Source organism: Vibrio sp. V04_P4A5T148 (assembly GCF_963875605.1).
GTDB lineage: Bacteria > Pseudomonadota > Gammaproteobacteria > Enterobacterales > Vibrionaceae > Vibrio > Vibrio anguillarum.
The window spans coordinates 19,473-39,076 of the sequence record NZ_CAWNMS010000018.1; the positions used below are offsets into that span (position 1 = coordinate 19,473).

Consider the following 19,604-nt stretch of genomic DNA (forward strand, 5'->3'; position numbering starts at 1 on the left):
CTAATCAAGCTTTGTCTGAAATAGATTTCACCGCATATAGCGCGACGAGCAACCTTCCCAATAAACATTAGGTAATTTCATCAGTTTTTCATGGAGCTTAGTGTGACATTTCTTTATCATCCATGCCTACGCGATAAGTTGATTATTGGTCGCGATTTTTGCTTGTCCTTCCTCTGGAGATATTTGTGCATCGTTATAAACAAGAAGCTTCAAATTTAATCAAATTGGCAACACCTGTGTTGATTGCCTCTATTGCTCAAACTGGAATGGGCTTTGTAGATACCGTCATGGCAGGTGGTGTGAGTGCGATTGATATGGCTGCGGTATCGATCGCGGCAAGTATTTGGCTACCTTCGATTCTGTTTGGTGTTGGGTTGTTAATGGCGTTGGTTCCCGTTGTGGCACAACTCAATGGTTCAGGGCGGCAAAAGAAAATTCCTTTTGAAATCCAACAAGGTGCAGCGCTAGCGTTGTTTGTCTCTATTCCCATTATTGGTGTTCTTTTTCAAACTCAATGGATTTTGGGGTGGATGGATATTGAGCCGTTGATGGCTGAAAAAACTAACGGGTACATGTACGCCGTGATGTTTGCCGTACCTTCTTATTTACTATTTCAAGCATTGCGCAGTTTCACGGATGGTATCTCACTGACGAAACCCGCTATGGTGATTGGTTTTGCGGGCTTATTAGTTAACATTCCACTTAACTGGATTTTCGTATACGGAAAATTTGGCGCACCAGAGCTAGGCGGTGTAGGTTGTGGTGTGGCGACGGCAATTGTCTATTGGTTGATGTTTTTTATGCTGCTGTTTTATGTCGTCACTTCTAAACGCATGGCGCACATTAATATCTTTGGTGAATTCCATAAACCACAATTGAAAGCGCAAATTCGCTTATTCAAGCTTGGTTTTCCTGTGGCGGCAGCGATATTTTTTGAAGTTACTCTATTTGCTGTGGTCGCATTGTTGGTCGCTCCACTCGGTTCATTGGTGGTGGCGGCTCACCAAGTCGCTTTGAATTTCTCATCATTAATTTTTATGTTACCGATGAGTATCGGCGCTGCAGTGAGCATCCGTGTTGGCCATAAGCTGGGCGAAAAAAATATTGAAGGGGCAACCATCGCTTCACAGGTTGGCTTGTTAGTCGGTTTATCTACTGCAATTATCACGGCGACGTTAACGGTTCTATTTCGTGAATATGTGGCTTTGCTTTATACGGAAAACCAAGCCGTTGTAGCCATGGCGATGCAGTTGCTTATTTTTGCGGCTATTTATCAATGTATGGATGCGATTCAAGTCGTTGCAGCAGGAGCGCTACGTGGTTATAAAGACATGACGGCTATTTTTAATCGTACCTTTATCGCTTATTGGATGATTGGCTTGCCAACGGGCTATGTATTAGCAATGACAGATTTCATTGTCGAACCTATGGGTGCAAGTGGGTTCTGGATAGGATTTATCGTTGGCTTATCTTCTGCTGCTTTGATGCTGGGTATCCGCTTACACTGGATGCATCAACAAGCCGATAGCGTGCAACTTGATTTTGCATCGAAATAACAGCTTGATTCTATGAATTTCAACGTGGCGAAAAGGCGTTGCGATGAAATAATAAGGTCAGACATTGTCTGGCCTTATTTATATTGCTGGCCTTTCTCTCATAAAGCGTGCAAATCTTGGTTTTCCTTCTGCAGTGAGATCATTAAAACGAAAAGTAATAATGGATCCGATCTTTGGCGGATTATTTCTGATCTCATCAGAAAAACCGCTGCCGATATAGAACTCAACACCGTTTTCTAAGCGCACTAGCACTGATCCCATCATACCTTGATACTTGCCAGAACCCAGTTTATAACCAATGACCGTAGCTTCAGCATCTTGGTGTTTTTTAAGCTTAAGTAAATCGTTACTGCGGCCGGCTTGGTAATGGGCATTAATTTTTCGCAGCATTACCCCTTCACCCTGCCCATCACTTACGTTGTCTAAATACCCAAGCAGCTCTTTTTCTGAGTGAATTGGTGAATGTTCAATATAGGTAATGTGCGGAGCATTCATGAGTGAGGATAAGTGGATGAGATTGCGGTATCGCTTTTGGTAGTCACCGATCGCTTCGGGCATATCAAACAGCATAAAGCGGATGCTTTGCCACGCTTCATCGGTTGGTATGGTATCCAATACCGTTTGTTGTACGTGATGAAACTGACCTCGTCCAGCCCAGAGCTCTCCTTCTAATGCTTTATTAGGTAATGGTGCAGTAAACCAAGCAGGCGCATTGATCTTATTACCATTACGCGTATGGAGATATTGTCCATTCCAGATGGCGCGAATTCCATCCAGTTTTTCACTTTTCCAGTACCCAGCAACATCAATGCCATGTTGGTAACTATTGGCCGCAGTGACCGGAATAAACATCTGAAAGTTTTCCGTTGCAGTGACAGGAATTGTGTTCAATAAAGCGATGGAGAGTAGCGATAGTTTCAGTTGCATGCCGTCAGGCTCGATCAATCAAAATGTGGTACATACTTAACACGTGCCACTCATATGAAAACCATAAACAAGATAAATTGCGATGAAATTCATACTCAATCATCTCTAAAAAACAGCTTATTACATAGACAGTTACGACATGTAGATAGTGTTTTATCAGCCTTTTGAACCTAAGCGTTTTTAGGCTGCATGTGTGTATTCAAGCCACTCCAAATGATTTTGCCCTGCTTTTAAGCCCATGTCATAGCCTATGTTGAGCAACGGTAACTTCATCGTCAATCTCTTAACGGGAAACCCTTCAGGTGGCGCGATTACTCGAATGATGGCATCAGAAGGTGGATTGCGAATAAATTCAAGTGATTGGTTGTAATGTTTCGCACGAAATAGCATTGATTTAGCCATATTTGGATGGCGTGAAAAAAGTTTTTTCATCATCCACTTACTTTTAGGGGGCGACATGATATAGCTAAGTGGATGTGATAAAACAACCGTAATATCTCGTGCTCCACGGCGATACGCTTCTTTAACCGGGATCGAGTCAGCAACCCCTCCATCAGTGTAGCAACCACCATGGAAACAAGGCGTATGCTTATAAACTATCGGTAGCGCGGATGTGGCTTCAATGGCCGTGCTCAAGTTTTCTTGAGTCACTCGATAATAATCGGCTTTACCCGTTTCGATATTGGTTGCAACGGCAAAGAAAGGGACTGAGTTAAACAGTTTGTCTTCATCAATCGGATAACGTCGGTTGGACTCATCGATTAGCCAACGCACATCGACGAGATTTCCCCCCTTAATAAAGCGAATTGGGTTAAAAAAAAGACGGTCGGTGGCAAGCTGAGTTACAACGTGATAACTGCGTCTCGGTTGCTTCGCAAGGTAGCCGATTAAGTTTGAAGCTCCAGCTGAAACACCTAATACAAAATCAAATGGGTTGTGCTGATGTTGTAAAAAACTATCCAAGACTCCACTGGCAAAAATGCCGCGCATCGCACCACCTTCAACCACTAACGCTTTCATCATGATTCTCTCTCTGTACTTCATCATTAAACGTTATGGTACGGAAAAAATCAGAAAGACAATAATAGGTTCTCTTTATCACTAAGATAGGCAAAACCGAACCAATGTCAGTCTTGATAATGACGATTCAAAAATCGTAAAAGGTCAGACGCCTCATCATCGGGCAGATGAGGCGCTATGATCAGATATTAGCAGTTTGCGCTTGCTGAACTTTTTGTAAACGAGAAAGGAATTTGATCCATCCTTTGGCATGGCTTGATGGATTTAGGTTTTCAGCTTGCTTGGCTTGGTATAGAGCATTATCGAGTTGATTGAGTTTGTACAGCGCATGAACTCGCGCTAACGCGACATCGGCTTTTTTCTCGCGCGTGGTGACTTTATCCAACGCCTGTAACGCTTCTTTAAATTGCCCTTGCTGGTTGTACAGCAGCGCCACTTGCCAATAATATTGCTCATCCTGTTCAGCTGCTTTTGTCCATGTTCTGATCGCTGATTGCCATTCTTTGGCTTGCTGCCAGTAAGTGGCTTGCTCTTTCAGTAAAGTTAAGTCTTGATCAGCATCAGATAATGTTTGCAGAACTTGCGCCGCACGTTCTGGAATGCCGTTTTGCGCATACAACTGCGCGAGCAAGTGTTTATCCTTATCGGTTAATTCCACACCTTGTAATTTGGCTAACGCTAAACTGTTTAATGCTTGACGACGCTGATCTAAACGCAGATGTAAACCGACCAACTGTCGCCACCAACTGGCTTGGTCAGGCTCCAGCATGATCAGTTTTTCTAAAGTTGGAATGGCCGCCTTCCATTGTTCTAGCTGAAGCTGCGCACCTAATTTAAGTGATAATGGATTTTTAGTATTAAGTGGTGTCACGGTTTGGTATTTATCCAACGCATGCAGCACTTTTTCCCATTGTGCAATTTGGTAGTGGGTCTGTGCGATACGCAACCACAGATCGTCTACTTTTTGTGAAGGTGGAACGGATTTCAATAATTGGTAGTAGTGCGGTAACGCCTTTTCAAATTGTTGTTCATTGACATACAGATCAGCCAACATACGTTCAGTGGTCCATGCCTGCTCATCTTGCAGCTCTCCACTCTCTACAGCGTACTTGATCTGTTTGATAGCCGCTTTGGGCTGACCACTTTGCCAATAAAACACACCAAGCATCCGGGCGACAAATGCTTTATCGTAAAGACGTGACGTTTCAACACTGCTCAGTACCTCAATGGCTTGAGTGAGGTTCTCTTCTAATGCAAATTGCTGTGCTTTTTGCACTTTCAGGACTGTTGTCGCACTTAATTCGCTCGCATTTAAAGAGAGCGAGCCGATAACAAGTGATAAGCCAATCAACATACGTTTCATCATTTGGCGATTTTAAACTCCACAGTCACGGTTTGTCCCGGCTGCTCAATGGCTTTACCGTCGACAATCTGAGGTTGATACTTCCATTTTTTCAGCGCTTGCATCGCTTCACGCTCAAACATACGTTTAGGATTGGCATCGACGACATTGATGTCGACGGCTTTTCCTGTTGTATCAATGGTAAAGCTTAATGTAACGAAACCTTCTACGCCTCGCTTTAGAGCTCGGCTTGGATAAACCGGCTCGACACGATATAACGGCATTGCTTGCTGGTTTGAGCCAAAATCACCAAAGGTTGGTGCGCTAATCGCCACCCCATTAAGCGCGGTATCCAAACCCAAAGCTGGTAAACTAGTGAGTGATGTAGCGGCCGTAGCAGTAGTTTGTGACTGTGTCACTTGTGCTTGCGGTGGCGGCTCAGGCAACTTTAAAGGTTCCGGAACGCTACGTTGGCGACGCTGTAAATCGTGTTCTTGTTCCATCATCACCATGTTAAATCGCAGTGCTTGAGTTGGTTTTACAGCGCGTTGGTTACCGTTATCCACCATCCACGCCATAAAACTGAACAGCGCCAGCGAAATCGCTCCTGCAATTGGCAAAGCAAGCAGTAAACGTCCCATTAACGTTTCTCCGCCGCCAATGCGATATTTTTCACTCCGGCCCCTTTGGCCGCATCCATCACTTTAACAACCGTACCGTTATAAGCATGTTCATCCGCTTGAATCACTAACGCCGCGTCTGGTTGTTCGAGCAACAGATGTTCTAGGGTGGCCTCTACACGTTCAACATCAATCAAGCGTTTGTCGATGTAAATATCATTGGATGCATTGATAGCGACAAAAATACCCGCATCTTTCTGACTCACCGCGTGAGAAGCTTGAGGACGGTTAACCTCAACACCTGATTCACGAACAAATGAGCTGGTGACAATGAAAAAAATCAGCATGATAAAGACGATGTCGAGCATCGATGTTAAGTCTATCTGCGCCTCATCATTTCTTGGTTGGCGTCTGCCTAATCTCATCGCAAACTCCTTAACGATTTTTCTAATTTTAATTCAAGTAGATGACACTTTTTTGCAAGACGAGCATGCACAAACATGCCCGCAAGGGCCGCGACCATTCCGGCCATTGTCGGTAATGTGGCCAATGAAATGCCAGATGCCATCAATTTAGGATCGCTACTGCCTTGATTTGCCATCACATCAAACACAGAGATCATTCCGGTGACTGTGCCGAGCAGCCCTAACATTGGGCAAAGTGTCACGAGCAGTTTGATCATGTTAAGGTTGTGGCGCAGCATCTGCTGTGCTTCACCAAGCCAACCTTCGCGAATCGCATGGGCATACCATGAATGGTGTTCCGCGCGTTGATGCCATTGCTCTAACCACCCTTTTCGATATTTAGGAAAGCTCAACACCACAAACAGTACGCGTTCGATGATCAACAACCAATAAAGCGCCACCACCCCAGCTAGCCACCATAAGACGATACCTCCTTGCTGCATAAACTGCTGCAAGGTTGTTAGCCAGTCATTGCTGAGAAGTGCGCTTGGCAATACGCTGTTCATTACGCCGCATTCCTCATTGAAGCTTGGCATTCTTGCTCTGCTTGCGCAGCAACGAGGCCAATCCCCTGTTTTTCTAAAATAGAGCGAATATTTTCGGCTTGAGAGCTTAAGATATTATGAGCTAATAATAGTGGAATCGCAGAGACTAAACCCAGAACGGTAGTCACCAAGGCCATTGAAATGCCGCCCGCCATTACTTTTGGATCACCGTTACCAAATTGTGTGATCACTTGGAAGGTTTCAATCATGCCGGTCACCGTACCCAATAGCCCAAGCATCGGCGCAATCGCAGCTAATAACTTCAGCATCGATAAGCCTTTTTCCAAATGCGCTTGTTCATCGACCACCGCTTCCAGCAAGCGCAGCTCCAACGCTTCTACGCTGCGATTTTGCTCTTTGTTATAGACGCTGAGTACACGCCCCAATGGGTTATTACCAATTTTCTGTACATCTTTAAGCTGCGCTTTGATCTTGTGGTGAGTCATCACCAATGCGAAGCCGCGATAGAAAGCGATGATTAAACCAATACCAAGCAGTACCAAAATGATGTTACCGACCGCACCACCCATTTGTAGCCGTTCGGCTAACGTTGGCGTAAGGGCTAGCTGTTCAAGCATGATGCCACGCGAAGGATCGACCACTAAGCTTTCGATTTCTCCCGTATTTAGGCCAGAGAAAATAGGCCCATTGTCCGGTTGTTTCAAATAAGCGGTGGCGGCTTGTTTATCCCCGTTCCATTTGACATAACCTTGCTCTGTCACCAAACCAAAGGTTCCAATACGATAGGCGGCCACATTTTGCGTGACACCGTCACCATTGATAAATGCGATCTGAACGCGTCTTAGCTCACCACTGGCGATGATCTGTTCAACATAGCTGTGCCATAACCCCGTCAGCTGCGGCATCGAGGGTAAAGATTTTGCGGCGACAATTTCTTGTACCCGCGATGTATACTGATGGCGATCAACCGCAGTGATGGAAGATTCCAATTCACTGCTTAATGCTTTGGCATTTTGGCGTACCACACCAAACAGCTCTCCAAGGCTTCCTGTTTCTAAGCGAAGCTGCTCTTCTAAACGTGCTAGTCGGTTTTCATTATTACTGAATTGCGTGCTTAGCTTATCCGCTTGCGCTTGTAAATCTTGGCGCTGAGCTTCTAGCTCTGCTTTGGCGCGGCGTAGCTGCTGTTCGGTTTGTTTAAAACCCGCTTCGCGTTCGATATTGTGCTGCTGTTGCTGTTTGTTTTCCACTTTGGCGTTGCTGACTAATTCCGTAGAAGCAAAGCTGTTGAAAGCCAATAGTGTTAAACAGAGTGATGAGAGAGAGAAAACCATCTTCATTTGCTTTGCTCCTCTACTAACTCAAGTGAAACAGGTATCGTCATTAAGTTTGGTGTAATTAAATTGTTGGCCATTTTGAAAGCGGTATCTAAATCGGCATATAGCCCACTATCGACATCGGTCCACTGGTGCGAGTTTTGGCTCCAGCTCCAATACTGTTTGCCATTTAAGCTACGAGCCACCAGCGATAAACGGCCAACGTATAAAATGTCAGCTTCAATGGTTTTGTTTTCATTGAGCACCACTGCGCCTTGATAAACACCCAGTTTAGTCCCGTAATCAATTTCGATTTGGTACGCTTCAAGAATACGGCGGTATTTTTCAGCATCGCTGACATCCGATCGCACCATCATCGATTCCAGCTTTTCTAAACGCTCTAAACGCGTTTCGCGCTTTAATGGTTTGTCGTTTTCGATTAGGGTACGTAGCCCGTCGATCATCTGATACATCAAAGGAACGATGCCTTGGCGAGTCAGTTTTATCTCATCAATTTGTGACGATAGACTTTGCGCTTCCTGATTCTGGTTTTCCACCAGCGATGCCAAGTGATTACGATAAATAGTGAGATTTTTCACTTCTTCTTTTAACTGATCGATGTCAGCTTGCATCAGCAACGCTGATTGAGAACTGTGATTGATGTTCTGTTGGCTGGCGACTGAAGCCGAATTGGTTTTATTTTGGATGGCATTCGCGTCACTGAGTGTAGAAGCATTTACTGCGAACAAACTGGTAGTCGCCACCAAGGACAAGCTGATTTTTAAAAGATTCATAGACGTTATTCATTACCTTCAACGAAGTGTTTTTATCTTGTTGATAAAAGCTCTCATTATCATCAAGGATCGCATTCTAACGATTTTTTCCGGTGCAAACAACCACAGTATGCGGCGAACACTCTTTGCTGATGAGTTTTAAAGCCACCTACCCTTTATTTACCTTTGCTGACCCCAAATTGCCAAACAGACTTCATTAAACTTTTGACTTTTATTTTGACCACTCGCCAATGTGTGATAGGCCGTATAGGTGCGGTATTTAGCAGGTGTTGGTAGGTTTTTTCGCTCAAACGCTCCTCTTTGCCGTGTGCAAGAAGCAGTGTTTCAGGGTTGAGCTTGAAGATCCGTTCAAGTGACTGGCGATATTGATTGGGATGGAAAATAGGAAAAGGGGCAATCAACTGCTTTTTCACTTCAACCATTAAATCAGCAACATACACAATGCCTTGCTGTGCATGGTAGACAGACAAATCTCTGTCGGTATGCCCTGGAGTTTCTAAGATTTGCCATTCGTTAAAATGAGGAATAGTGTCGCCATCGTTGAGCTTAATGTCAGGCTTTAAGACACGTGGATACCATAAATTCTGCCGCGGGCGGCCTAGGCGATTCGCCATCCAACGCGCAAGCGCAAGATCGGCTAAATGCATACAAAATCCGTCCAAACCACAATACCAATCATGATCTTTATTGGCAGAGATAATTTTACAACCCGTTAATGCACGCAATTGATGAGCCGCCCCAGCGTGATCTGGATGCATGTGAGTTACCACAACGGTATGAAGATGAGAAAAAGGACGGTTCAGTTCATTCTCAATGAAGTGCTGCAACGTAGGTATGTCTGCTCGACTTGCACCGTCTAGCAGTAATAATCGTTCTGGATATTCAGCCAGATACATATTCTGAATATAGCCTTTGATCGTATGTAGCTTCACCGTTATCCCTACTTGACAGATCAGACCTCCTGCCTGATGTTGGATAAGCATAGCATTAGCGAAAGTGATGTCCAAAGCGTGTCGTCTCTCATTTCCATCAATTTGAAGACAAAATAGAAGGCGCGCGCTATGCTGAGCCGGTTTTAATTGTGTGGAGATAACGCTATGAAGCCTATGATTATTGGCCACCGCGGAGTGGCCGGCCATTACCCTGAAAATACGCAAGTGAGTGTGCAAGCCGCTATTGATTTAGGCCTAAAGTGGGTTGAAGTGGATGTGCAACCGACTCAAGATCACATATTGGTTGTTTGCCACGATCACACCATTGATCGTTGCAGTAATGGTAAAGGGCGCATTGATTCTTATACGCTTGAGCAATTACAACAGTTCGATTTTGGCGGTTGGTTTGATCCTCAATTTGCAGGAGAACCCATCATGACATTAGAGACGTTGCTGACACTCGCAAAGCAGCACAGCCTTGGTTTAAACATTGAAGTCAAAGTGGATAAACACGATGTTGCTCAAGTCGCTGCTCAGCTTAAAGCGCAACTGGATCAATGTGGATTACCAAATGAACAGATTGTTCTCTCCAGTTTTAGCCACGCTATCATGCGCGAGCTTTATCAGCATTGTCCGGGTTATAAATTGGCGGTTTTGAGCGAGCGATTAACGCGTAAAGATAAGCAAGTGTTAGCCGAAATTGACGCCTTTGGCTGTAACCTTAACTATCAATGGATCAGTGCAAAGCACATTGCCGAGTTACATCAAGCGGGTTACCAAATTTGGTGCTACACGGTGAATAATCCGAAAAAGTTCAAACATCTCAACTCGGTTGACGCCATTTTTAGTGACGATCCACAGTGCTTTTTGTAAGCCTGCAAGCGTTTAGCTGACTGGTAGAATCTCTTTATTGAGAATGATTCTTCATAATGCGCCACTCTTCCACTCTGTCATCACTCAATAATATGGATGATTTCCTAAGGTACTCTCTATGATACTTGACTCATCGTTATGGATTTGGATCCCGCTGCTTTTTGCCGTTATCTTCAGTTTTCAAAAGCAATTACGTCCAGCATTCGCCTTGCTAGCACTGTCGTTAGTGGGCGGATGGTTCACAGACCGATTATCGTTAATGGCCCTGCTGTATGTCGCCATTGGATTATGTGGTGCTTATTACATCCCACAACTGAAAGGCCGCTGGAAATGGTTTGCTCATGGTGCGTTGCTATTATGGGCAATTGCACTGCTGCTGCATGCTATTCCTGGTTTTAATAACCCTAAAGTGCTGGATAATGTGGTTGCTGGTGCCAATAGTGCCCCCTTTCGTCTCTACTTGAACCTAGATAAACCTATGGTATTTTTTGCTTTGCTACTCGCTTGGCCGCCACTCCTTGGCAACCATCAAACCATTTGTTGGGCCGCGATCGGTAAAGTGTCGATTCCTCTTTTTGCTTTGCTTTTTGTCGCATGGGCGCTTGGGGCGATTAAGCCCGAGTTATCTTTACCGACTTGGTGGTGGCTCTTTGCTCTCAATAATTTGCTTTTAACCTGTGTGGTGGAAGAAGCATTTTTCCGGGGCTATTTACAAAAAGCCGTTAGTGAAAAATTCGGTCTATGGCTCGGTATTGCGCTCGCTAGTACCCTATTTGGTCTTGCGCATTTTTCTGGCGGCGTGACTTTGGTACTATTTGCCGCATTAGCTGGTATTGGCTACGGCGCGATCTATCATCTAAGCGGGCGTTTATGGACGGCTGTACTCTTCCACTTTCTCTTTAATTTTTCCCACCTTATTTTCTTCACTTATCCAGTATGGGTACAGCGTTAAAACCTTTAAGCCAGCTGAAGTTTTCGCTGGCTTTTTTCTTTTTTTCAGTCGATGAAATACCTTATTGATAGTTTAGTGACAACCGTTATGAACAACTGAGTATAAAACGAATTGTTCTCATTATTCCTATTTTTGGCCTAGGGTTTATGGTCAACGTCATGTTGATAATAATACTCCAGGGAGGAGAGAATGAACCAGAAACAAACGTTATTGGTGATTGCGCTAGCAGGCTGTTTCAGTACCGCTTATGCAGAAGAAAAGGTGTGGATTTCCATTGGTGGTGACGCGACGCAAACGGCGCTTCGCTCTGGAGCCCAAAGTCTATTACCTGAAAATCTTATCAATCAAACATCAGTATGGGTTGGGCAAGTACCAGTAAGCGAGTTAGCGACGCTTTCACATGAAATGCACGAAAATCATCAGCGATGTGGTGGTTATATGGTCCACCCTTCTGCACAAAGTGCGATGAGTGTCAGCGCAATGCCGCTGAATCTAAACACTTTCAGTGCACCAGAAATAACTCAGCAAACCACCGTTAATGCTTGGCTGCCATCAGTATCAGCGCAACAAATCACCAGTACCATCACCACCTTAACCCAGTTTAAAAATCGCTTTTATACCACCTCGACTGGTGCTCAAGCATCGAATTGGATTGCAGATCATTGGCGCTCACTCTCTGCGTCACTGCCCGCAAGCAAAGTAGAACAAATCACACATTCAGGCTACAACCAGAAATCGGTAATGCTCACAATTACAGGCTCTGAAAAACCTGACGAATGGGTGGTGATTGGCGGGCATTTAGACTCGACACTTGGTTCTCGAACCAACGAAAGCAGCATTGCGCCGGGTGCGGACGACGATGCATCAGGTATCGCGGGCGTGACAGAAATCATCCGTTTGTTGTCTGAGCAAAATTTTCGTCCTAAACGCAGCATCGCTTTCATGGCTTACGCTGCTGAAGAAGTGGGCCTTCGAGGTTCACAAGACTTAGCCAATCGTTTTAAAGCCGAAGGTAAAAAAGTAATGTCTGTGATGCAGTTAGACATGACTAACTACCAAGGTTCACGCGAAGATATTGTGTTTATGAGCGATTACACCGACAGTAATTTTACCCAGTATTTGACACAACTATTGGATGAATATTTACCGTCATTAACCTATGGATTTGATACCTGTGGCTATGCCTGCTCTGATCATGCCTCTTGGCATGCGGTTGGTTACCCAGCTGCGATGCCTTTTGAATCCAAACTTAATGATTACAACCCTAATATTCATAGCCCGCAAGACACTCTGCAAAATTCCGACCCAACAGGATTTCATGCGGTGAAATTTACTAAACTTGGATTGGCTTATGTGGTTGAAATGGGTAACGCCTCAACACCGCCTACACCGAGCAATCAACTGAAAAATGGCGTACCTGTGAACGGTTTATCGGCCAGCAGAAATAGCAAAACCTGGTATCAATTCGAACTGCAGGAAGCGGGCAACTTGAGTATTGTATTGTCAGGGGGAAGCGGCGATGCCGATTTATACGTTAAGTATCAAACTGATGCCGATCTACAGCAATACGACTGCCGTCCTTATCGCAGTGGCAATAATGAAACGTGTCAGTTCTCCAATGCTCAACCGGGCCGCTATTCTATTTTGCTGCATGGATACAACAATTACAGCAATGCAAGTTTAGTGGCGAATGCTCAATAAACAGCGCAAAGAAAAGCCAGCCGCAAGGCTGGCTTTTCGATTAACTCTCAGCATCGGGCTGGTTTTCTGGTGCAGCGGCAATAAACGCCGGATGAGCACGAAGCTCAGCAGTGATTTGTTTGATGATCGGAAACTGCGCCATATCAAGATTAAAGCGCTCCGCGTTATACACTTGTGGTACTAAACAAACATCCACTAAGCTCAGTTGATCACCAACACAGTACTCCCCTGATACTGTCGCCAATTTCTTTTCCAAGGCATGAAACCCCGTGGCTATCCAATACCGATACCAGCCTCCTTTTTGACTTTCATCCACGGCCAGTTCACGCGTTAAATATTGTAAAACTCGTAGATTGTTCAGTGGATGAATATCAATAGCAATGTCTTGCGCCAGTGCTTTAACCTGATATTTCTCTTTACCTGATAGCGGAACCAAACGTACTTGGGGATACTGGTCATCCAAATATTCGATGATGGTTAACGACTGAGTAATGCAATGTCCGTTATCTTCCAGTACCGGAATTAACTCACTCGGATTGAGAGCGCTAAACTCGGCTGAATGTTGCACTCCGCCCTCCTTAACTAAATGGATAGCAATCGACTGGTAATCGAGCGCCTTGAGGTGAAGTGCGATGCGTACTCGGTAAGCGGCTGAAGAGCGCCAATACCCATATAACTTGAGGCCACTCATGACCCTTTCACCACGCGTTGATCGATTAAACCAAACAGGCTGTTCCCTTTATCATCACGCATTTCTAACGTTATCCTGTCACCAAATTTCATAAATTCGGTACTTGGTTTACCGTTCCGAATGGTTTCAATCATCCGCACTTCTGCAATGCATGAATAGCCGACTCCCCCTTCAGCAATCGCACTGCCAAAATCGGTTCCCTGTTTATTGGAAACTGTACCAGAGCCAATAATAGTGCCCGCGCACAAGGGGCGCGTTTTTGCTGCGTGAGCAATTAACTGTGGAAATTCAAACGTCATGTCCACGCCAGCATTGGGGCAACCAAATGGTTTATTGTTATAGGTTGATAGCAATGGCAGGTTGAGTTTTCCGCCGTCCCAATGGCAGCCTAGTTCATCGGGTGTCACAGCGACAGGAGAGAATGCTGAAGACGGTTTGGATTGAAAAAAACCAAATCCTTTAGCAAGCTCTTGAGGGATCACACCACGCAGCGACACATCGTTAACCAACATCACCAATCGAATCGCTTGCGCCGCTTCACTTAGGGTTGCACCCATTCTGACATCATCGGTGATCACGGCCACTTCGGCTTCAAAATCAATTCCCCATGCTTCATCTTGCATTTGAATATCATCACGCGGTCCAAGAAAAGCATCCGAACCACCTTGATACATTAACGGATCACTCCAGAAACTTTCAGGGATCTCTGCTCCTCGTGCTTTTCGTACTAACTCAACATGGTTGACGTAAGCAGAACCGTCGGCCCATTGATACGCTCTAGGCAGCGGCGAATGACACAAGGTTTGATCAAACAGCATCTCTTGCAGCAATTCGCCTTCATTCAGCGCCGTATAAATTTCGCTGAGCATCGGTGCGGTTTCCTGCCAACGGTCTAAGGCTTGCTGTAAATGCTCGGCAATCTCAGGCACAGCAACGCATTTTGATAAGTCATGGCTGACCACAACCAATAACCCATCTCTTGTGCCGTTTTTTAGCGTAGCTAACTTCATGTCACTTCCTTATTCTTATTCGTTTATTCGCTCTTCCAACTGTAGACGTACTGTTGATTTTCAACCAGCTGCGCCGCCTCACTAAAGTGTAATGCATGCCGCGTATCAATCATCACAGCCACTTCATCGGTAAATTTTTTCTTATACTCTTGCCCAGCTTGGAACGCTTTCGGATGTGGGCCATGGGTAAACCCGGCAGGATGAAAAGTGACCATGCCAGCTTCAATATTATCGCGGCTAAAGAAATCACCCGCATGGTAGAAGAGCACTTCATCGTAATCATCATTGTTATGATAAAACGGAACCTTTAAAGCGCCGGGGTCACTCTCAATCGGCCGAGGCACAAAGGTGCAGACCACAAAACCTTGGCCAACAAACGTTGTGTGAGCGGAGGGCGGCAAATGATAGCGATGCGACATCAACGGCCGAATGTCTCGCCAGTTGAGTTTCACCACAGAAAGATCACCGTGCCAACCTACTGCATCCAATGGGTTAAATGGATAAGTAATGACGCTGATTTTCTCATGACGTTTTAAATGAACTTGGGTGGTCTTTTCTGAATACTGCGCTTTAAACTCTGGATTAATCGACGGGACTTGCAAAACCGCAGGATCGAATATGGCGTGGTTCCCTACTAGCCCTTTTTCTGGCAAAGCATACGCCGCATCCGTATTCTCTATCATTAGAATGAACATCGGCTCACTTGGCTCAAGCCGCCAATTGGTTGAGCGCGGGATCAACACATAATCCCCTTGTGAAACGCTCAAATGCCCGTAATCGCAATAAAAATCAGCGCTTCCTTGATGAATAAAAAGTAACTCATCCCCATCGGCGTTACGCACTAAATGATCCATCGCTTGAGCCAGCCTCCATACTCGGACTTTACATTGTGCATTATGCAATAGATGCGGCACGCTCCACGGTGAACTTTGTTTGGCTTGCTCGATCAAATTAAAATTAAAGGCTCTCGGCCTTAACTCACCTTGCCATTCACTCCACCCTGTCGGTGCATGTTGGTGATGGAAATGGGCCGCAGGGCCAAAAAAGCCACTGCGTCCTGCTTCTCTTTCATAGATGGCCTCTTGCGGGAAGTCGGCATGAGCTTGGTTTGAACATACCCCTTCTCGATGAGGAAATGTGATCCATTTATGCATCGCTGAGTACTCCTCGCCGAATTTGATCTTCTTCAATCGACTCAAATAACGCTTTGAAATTACCTTCCCCGAAACCTTCATTGCCTTTGCGTTGAATGATCTCAAAAAAGACTGGGCCAATGACGGTTTGAGTAAATATTTGCAGCAAAATTCCATCTTTCATCGGTGCACCATCAATCAGGATCCGCAGCGCTTTTAACTGATCAACATCTTCTTGGTGCCCTTCAACTCGATCACTGACTTTTTCGTAGTAAGTATCCGGTGTCGGCATGAAATCCATCCCTCGCTCGCGCAGAGTACGTACCGTCTGGTAGATATCATCAGTGGATAAAGCGATGTGTTGGATCCCCTCACCATTGTATTCACGAATAAACTCTTCTATTTGTGATTTATCGTCAGACGATTCATTGATTGGGATGCGAATTTTGCCGCAAGGCGCTGTCATTGCGCGGCTAACTAACCCAGTTAGCTTCCCTTCAATATCAAAATAGCGAATTTCACGGAAGTTACCAATCCGCTCATAAAAGCCAGACCAAATGTCCATGTGGCCTTGTTTGACGTTATGCGTTAAGTGGTCAATTTCGAACAAGCCAACATTGGCGTCGGTCATTCGTTGATTAGCATCGGCATAGAACTTGAAATCCACATCATAAATGCTCTGGCTACCATAACGATCGACAAAATAAAGCAAGCTATCGCCAATTCCATAAATCGCAGGAATACTCAGCTCCATTGGGCCAATTTGTGTTTTGTATTCTCGCCCGCCATTTGCCTGCACATGCTGCATGGCGACAGATGCATCATTAACGCGAAACGCCATCCCACACACTGAAGGTCCATGCACTTTGGCAAACGCTGCAGCTTGGCTATGGGGTTGAGAGTTAACGATAAAATTGATATCCCCTTGACGATATAACCACGCCTCTTTTGAGCGATGTTTGGCTATCTCAGCAAAGCCAAGAGAAGTAAACAGCTCTTTTAACTGCGCGATTCCAGCGGGATCAGCCGCGGTGTACTCCACAAATTCAAAACCGTCTGTTCCCAATGGGTTAAATGTTGAGGTCATCTCGCGCTCCTTTTTTGTTAACGCTTGTGTTGAGTATTGCGAACATGGCGTAATTTTCAGCAAAAATGAACCCTATAACGAAAAACGGTTTAGCGGAGAACAAATAGTGTCAATGTAATTAAAATGTTACACAAATCTATTAATGAGCAATAGGATAGTAAATTAGCGAATTTCACAGAGATGATTTATTTTTATTTGACTGAATACTAAGCACTTTTACTTAATTGGCCACGTTAATCACAAGTCAATCATAACCAGTTGCTCAGTAAGATAAATAGCACGGCGTAACATTTTAGCTACATTTATCAAAAGCCGACACTGCCTCCGGCAAAAAACACACAATCGGGCGAGGTGTTAGGCGCACATGATTTTTATATGTCGAGCTACACGAACAAAACATTAGGCCAACACAGGTGAATCATTAAGTTTAAAACAATAGCCATTGGCTATATATAAGCGAAAAATTCGGTTATTTTGTCGTGCTTCTTTGATTTATCGCAGAACATCGCGTCATCCACACGCGATATGGTATGGCTTCTGTTTCCTACGAGATAACAAAATGACCATGATAAATGAACAGCGCTTGGTTGAGCACTTTCTACAACTAATTCAAATTGACAGCGAATCGGGTAACGAAAAACAGATTGCAGAAACGCTGTCTGAACAATTGGGTGAGCTTGGTTTTTCAGTCCAAAAACTGCTCGTACCTGAACATGTTTCCAATGGCTTTAACCTTTATGCTCGCCTAGCAGGACAACTCGATGACAGTGTCGTACTGAGCTGTCACATGGATACCGTCAAACCGGGGATTGGCATTACACCCGTCATTGAAAATGGCGTCATTCGCTCTAACGGTGAAACCATTTTGGGCGGCGATGACAAATCGGGTATTGCGGCCATTATGGAGGCGATCCGAACGATTAAAGCGCAAAAACAACCTCATAAAACCATTGAAATTGCATTCACCGTCCATGAAGAAGGCGGGCTACAAGGCTCCAAACACTTTGATATGTCTCATATTCAATCGGCTAAGGCGATTGTACTCGACACTGGTGGTCCAATAGGAACCATCGTTAAAGCCGCCCCAGGGCAGCAAAAAATCATCGTTAATATAAAAGGCAAACCCGCACACGCAGGCCTTGCTCCTGAAGAAGGTATTAGCGCTATCGCCGTCGCAGCCGATGCGATTACCCAAATGAAATTGCTGCGTATTGATGAGGAAACCACGGCGAATATCGGCCTTGTTCATGGCGGTGGCGCAACGAATATCGTCATGCCTGATCTTAGAATTGTCGCTGAAGCCCGTTCATTGAATGATGATAAGTTGAGCCTACAAGTTGAACATATGGTGTCAACATTTCAGGCCGCGGCGCACAAGCATGGCGCGCAGGTTGAGATTGAATCTACTCGTGCTTACAACGCCTTTGTATTGGATGAAGAGCATCCGCATATCGCTGCGATCAAAAAGAGCTTTGAATCGGTTGGGATTGCACCAAAAACCAAACGTACTGGTGGAGGCAGTGATGCAAACAACTTTAACGAAAAAGGATTAGTGACCGTCAATTTGTCAACGGGCATGGCGAAAGTTCACACCACCGAAGAGTATATTGCGATCAGTGATATGGTGAAGATTGCAGAATTCCTAACAACGTATTTGACCGAATAAGCCTTACGATAAAACAGGCCTCATTTTCGCGAGGCCTGCTAAAGAAACATTGGTGGGATTTGTATAAATTATAAGCCTATATTTTCCGTTAACGCTTTGATTTGTTCTAAATCCATGCGGTGGACTTGGATCATCTGATCGATTTGGCTAATTCTTGAATTCGCTTCATCTTGCTTATCACATGCGTCTGATTTTGCATCCCACGACTTACCTTCTAAGTAGACATCACAATCGATTTTGAGCGTTTTTAACTTCGGTACTAAACTTTCTTTCTCTTTTTGCAGCGCTTCTAACTCTTGCTTAATTTTCAATTCACGTTGGAACAGTTCGCGTGAACGTTCAAAAATCGTTGCCTGCATATCGGCTTGCCGATTTAATTTAGAATTTTTGTTCTCAACTTGCGCTAGTGTATTTTCCTGTGTATTAAGTTTCGCTTGCAGCGCTTTATTTTCTGCCATTAATGCTTGGTATTGGCTTTGCGCTTGATCCAGCTCTTGTTGATACTGCTTTTGTTGCTCTTCTAATGCTTGTTGAAGTTTATTTGCTACTTCAGTTTCGACACTGGCGACTTTTAATTGCACTTTTTCAGCTAATTGGCTTTTATCTTGGGTGAGCTGTTCATATTTTTCTTCTAGCTGATGGTATGTTTTTTGCCAGTTATTCGTGGTGATACTTGAACCGATTAAGCCACCTAATGCTAACCCCAACACCCCTGCTAACGCGATGTAGACGTAGGTGCGTTTGTCTCGTTCTTCAATCACTACGACATCGTCTTGTGCATCAATGTCCGTCTGTTTGTTCACTCTTTCGCTCCTATCTATCTCAGCGAGTTAATTCAGTAATCACAATTGAGGCAGCATAAATGACAAAAGCAGTGAGTAAAGAAACCACCACACCTTTTTGCAACTTTTCGTTGGTACGATAACGAATAAAAATAAAAGCAATGGCGATCAATAAAATAATGGTGATGAGTCGTGTCATTAGCCTATCCTCTCACGTAGTGTATATCATTTA

General features: G+C 44.6%; 20 protein-coding genes. 5 read left to right on the top strand and 15 right to left on the bottom strand.

Going from position 1 to position 19,604, the window contains the following annotated elements; genetic code table 11:
• The first annotated feature begins 185 nt into the window (after positions 1–185).
• A complete protein-coding gene (locus AACT18_RS01430) occupies positions 186–1,556 on the top strand; it encodes an MATE family efflux transporter (protein ID WP_026027236.1) in 1,371 nt (456 codons plus the stop codon).
• A gap of 78 nt (positions 1,557–1,634) precedes the next feature.
• On the opposite strand, the gene AACT18_RS01435 is transcribed toward AACT18_RS01430, so the two are convergent.
• The 9 genes from AACT18_RS01435 to AACT18_RS01475 all read right to left on the bottom strand — a co-directional run bounded on the left by AACT18_RS01435 (position 1,635) and on the right by AACT18_RS01475 (position 9,477).
• Complete coding sequence (locus AACT18_RS01435; RefSeq protein ID WP_176428294.1) at positions 1,635–2,483, bottom strand: DNA ligase; 849 nt, start codon at positions 2,481–2,483, stop codon at positions 1,635–1,637.
• A 180-nt stretch (positions 2,484–2,663) separates the two neighbouring features.
• Positions 2,664–3,527, bottom strand: coding sequence for a patatin-like phospholipase family protein (locus AACT18_RS01440; protein WP_094124886.1), 864 nt, complete (start codon positions 3,525–3,527; stop codon positions 2,664–2,666).
• A 157-nt stretch (positions 3,528–3,684) separates the two neighbouring features.
• Entirely contained in the window at positions 3,685–4,869 is a 1,185-nt protein-coding gene (locus AACT18_RS01445; protein ID WP_094124885.1) for a tetratricopeptide repeat protein, read from the bottom strand.
• Positions 4,866–5,486: an energy transducer TonB gene (locus AACT18_RS01450; RefSeq protein ID WP_013856856.1), complete on the bottom strand. Its 621-nt coding sequence runs from the start codon at positions 5,484–5,486 to the stop codon at positions 4,866–4,868. Before AACT18_RS01450 ends, AACT18_RS01445 begins: the two co-directional genes overlap by 4 nt.
• On the bottom strand, positions 5,486–5,890 hold the full coding sequence (locus AACT18_RS01455; RefSeq protein WP_013856855.1) for an ExbD/TolR family protein: 405 nt from the start codon (positions 5,888–5,890) through the stop codon (positions 5,486–5,488). Before AACT18_RS01455 ends, AACT18_RS01450 begins: the two co-directional genes overlap by 1 nt.
• Positions 5,887–6,435, bottom strand: coding sequence for a MotA/TolQ/ExbB proton channel family protein (locus AACT18_RS01460; RefSeq protein WP_013856854.1), 549 nt, complete (start codon positions 6,433–6,435; stop codon positions 5,887–5,889). The genes AACT18_RS01455 and AACT18_RS01460 overlap by 4 nt, the downstream gene beginning before the upstream one ends.
• A complete protein-coding gene (locus AACT18_RS01465) occupies positions 6,435–7,775 on the bottom strand; it encodes a MotA/TolQ/ExbB proton channel family protein (RefSeq protein WP_094124884.1) in 1,341 nt (446 codons plus the stop codon). Before AACT18_RS01465 ends, AACT18_RS01460 begins: the two co-directional genes overlap by 1 nt.
• Positions 7,772–8,545 (bottom strand): DUF3450 domain-containing protein, encoded by a 774-nt coding sequence (locus AACT18_RS01470; protein WP_019282153.1) that lies wholly within the window; start codon positions 8,543–8,545, stop codon positions 7,772–7,774. Before AACT18_RS01470 ends, AACT18_RS01465 begins: the two co-directional genes overlap by 4 nt.
• Positions 8,546–8,700: 155 nt before the next feature.
• A complete protein-coding gene (locus tag AACT18_RS01475) occupies positions 8,701–9,477 on the bottom strand; it encodes an MBL fold metallo-hydrolase (RefSeq protein ID WP_094124883.1) in 777 nt (258 codons plus the stop codon).
• A 165-nt stretch (positions 9,478–9,642) separates the two neighbouring features.
• Here AACT18_RS01475 and AACT18_RS01480 point away from each other — a divergent pair, with 165 nt between their 5' ends.
• The 3 genes from AACT18_RS01480 to AACT18_RS01490 all read left to right on the top strand — a co-directional run bounded on the left by AACT18_RS01480 (position 9,643) and on the right by AACT18_RS01490 (position 13,003).
• On the top strand, positions 9,643–10,350 hold the full coding sequence (locus AACT18_RS01480) for a glycerophosphoryl diester phosphodiesterase (protein WP_017044733.1): 708 nt from the start codon (positions 9,643–9,645) through the stop codon (positions 10,348–10,350).
• A 118-nt stretch (positions 10,351–10,468) separates the two neighbouring features.
• A complete protein-coding gene (locus tag AACT18_RS01485; RefSeq protein ID WP_094124882.1) occupies positions 10,469–11,302 on the top strand; it encodes a CPBP family intramembrane glutamic endopeptidase in 834 nt (277 codons plus the stop codon).
• A 189-nt stretch (positions 11,303–11,491) separates the two neighbouring features.
• Positions 11,492–13,003: a M28 family metallopeptidase gene (locus AACT18_RS01490; protein ID WP_094124881.1), complete on the top strand. Its 1,512-nt coding sequence runs from the start codon at positions 11,492–11,494 to the stop codon at positions 13,001–13,003.
• A 40-nt stretch (positions 13,004–13,043) separates the two neighbouring features.
• Here the strand turns inward: AACT18_RS01490 and maiA are convergent, their stop codons facing one another.
• From maiA to hppD, 4 genes are read right to left on the bottom strand one after another with little or no spacing between them, the layout of a single operon-like run.
• Entirely contained in the window at positions 13,044–13,694 is a 651-nt protein-coding gene (maiA, locus tag AACT18_RS01495) for a maleylacetoacetate isomerase (protein ID WP_094124880.1), read from the bottom strand.
• On the bottom strand, positions 13,691–14,704 hold the full coding sequence (locus AACT18_RS01500) for a fumarylacetoacetate hydrolase family protein (RefSeq protein ID WP_094124879.1): 1,014 nt from the start codon (positions 14,702–14,704) through the stop codon (positions 13,691–13,693). The genes maiA and AACT18_RS01500 overlap by 4 nt, the downstream gene beginning before the upstream one ends.
• Positions 14,705–14,727: 23 nt before the next feature.
• Entirely contained in the window at positions 14,728–15,858 is a 1,131-nt protein-coding gene (locus tag AACT18_RS01505; protein WP_094124878.1) for a homogentisate 1,2-dioxygenase, read from the bottom strand.
• A complete protein-coding gene (gene hppD, locus AACT18_RS01510; protein WP_094124877.1) occupies positions 15,851–16,924 on the bottom strand; it encodes a 4-hydroxyphenylpyruvate dioxygenase in 1,074 nt (357 codons plus the stop codon). Before hppD ends, AACT18_RS01505 begins: the two co-directional genes overlap by 8 nt.
• Positions 16,925–17,483: 559 nt before the next feature.
• Here hppD and AACT18_RS01515 point away from each other — a divergent pair.
• Complete coding sequence (locus tag AACT18_RS01515) at positions 17,484–18,590, top strand: M20/M25/M40 family metallo-hydrolase (protein ID WP_094124876.1); 1,107 nt, start codon at positions 17,484–17,486, stop codon at positions 18,588–18,590.
• A gap of 68 nt (positions 18,591–18,658) precedes the next feature.
• Here the strand turns inward: AACT18_RS01515 and AACT18_RS01520 are convergent, their stop codons facing one another.
• Both AACT18_RS01520 and AACT18_RS01525 read right to left on the bottom strand, forming a co-directional pair.
• On the bottom strand, positions 18,659–19,393 hold the full coding sequence (locus AACT18_RS01520) for a chromosome partitioning protein ParA (protein ID WP_094124875.1): 735 nt from the start codon (positions 19,391–19,393) through the stop codon (positions 18,659–18,661).
• Positions 19,394–19,412: 19 nt separating this feature from the next.
• The gene (locus tag AACT18_RS01525; protein ID WP_010319274.1) at positions 19,413–19,571 is read right to left on the bottom strand and encodes a hypothetical protein; all 159 of its coding nucleotides are present in this window, start codon (positions 19,569–19,571) and stop codon (positions 19,413–19,415) included.
• Between the last annotated feature and the right edge of the window lie 33 nt (positions 19,572–19,604).

Bases quoted from the DNA above. Each gene is read 5' to 3' on its own strand.
- AACT18_RS01435 (WP_176428294.1), bottom strand. From the start codon at position 2,483: ATGCAACTGAAACTATCGCTACTCTCCATCGCTTTATTGAACACAATT.
- AACT18_RS01440 (WP_094124886.1), bottom strand. From the start codon at position 3,527: ATGAAGTACAGAGAGAGAATCATGATGAAAGCGTTAGTGGTTGAAGGT.
- AACT18_RS01445 (WP_094124885.1), bottom strand. From the start codon at position 4,869: ATGATGAAACGTATGTTGATTGGCTTATCACTTGTTATCGGCTCGCTC.
- AACT18_RS01450 (WP_013856856.1), bottom strand. From the start codon at position 5,486: ATGGGACGTTTACTGCTTGCTTTGCCAATTGCAGGAGCGATTTCGCTG.
- AACT18_RS01455 (WP_013856855.1), bottom strand. From the start codon at position 5,890: ATGAGATTAGGCAGACGCCAACCAAGAAATGATGAGGCGCAGATAGAC.
- AACT18_RS01460 (WP_013856854.1), bottom strand. From the start codon at position 6,435: ATGAACAGCGTATTGCCAAGCGCACTTCTCAGCAATGACTGGCTAACA.
- AACT18_RS01465 (WP_094124884.1), bottom strand. From the start codon at position 7,775: ATGAAGATGGTTTTCTCTCTCTCATCACTCTGTTTAACACTATTGGCT.
- AACT18_RS01470 (WP_019282153.1), bottom strand. From the start codon at position 8,545: ATGAATCTTTTAAAAATCAGCTTGTCCTTGGTGGCGACTACCAGTTTG.
- AACT18_RS01480 (WP_017044733.1), top strand. From the start codon at position 9,643: ATGAAGCCTATGATTATTGGCCACCGCGGAGTGGCCGGCCATTACCCT.
- AACT18_RS01485 (WP_094124882.1), top strand. From the start codon at position 10,469: ATGATACTTGACTCATCGTTATGGATTTGGATCCCGCTGCTTTTTGCC.
- AACT18_RS01490 (WP_094124881.1), top strand. From the start codon at position 11,492: ATGAACCAGAAACAAACGTTATTGGTGATTGCGCTAGCAGGCTGTTTC.
- maiA (WP_094124880.1), bottom strand. From the start codon at position 13,694: ATGAGTGGCCTCAAGTTATATGGGTATTGGCGCTCTTCAGCCGCTTAC.
- AACT18_RS01500 (WP_094124879.1), bottom strand. From the start codon at position 14,704: ATGAAGTTAGCTACGCTAAAAAACGGCACAAGAGATGGGTTATTGGTT.
- AACT18_RS01505 (WP_094124878.1), bottom strand. From the start codon at position 15,858: ATGCATAAATGGATCACATTTCCTCATCGAGAAGGGGTATGTTCAAAC.
- hppD (WP_094124877.1), bottom strand. From the start codon at position 16,924: ATGACCTCAACATTTAACCCATTGGGAACAGACGGTTTTGAATTTGTG.
- AACT18_RS01515 (WP_094124876.1), top strand. From the start codon at position 17,484: ATGACCATGATAAATGAACAGCGCTTGGTTGAGCACTTTCTACAACTA.
- AACT18_RS01525 (WP_010319274.1), bottom strand. From the start codon at position 19,571: ATGACACGACTCATCACCATTATTTTATTGATCGCCATTGCTTTTATT.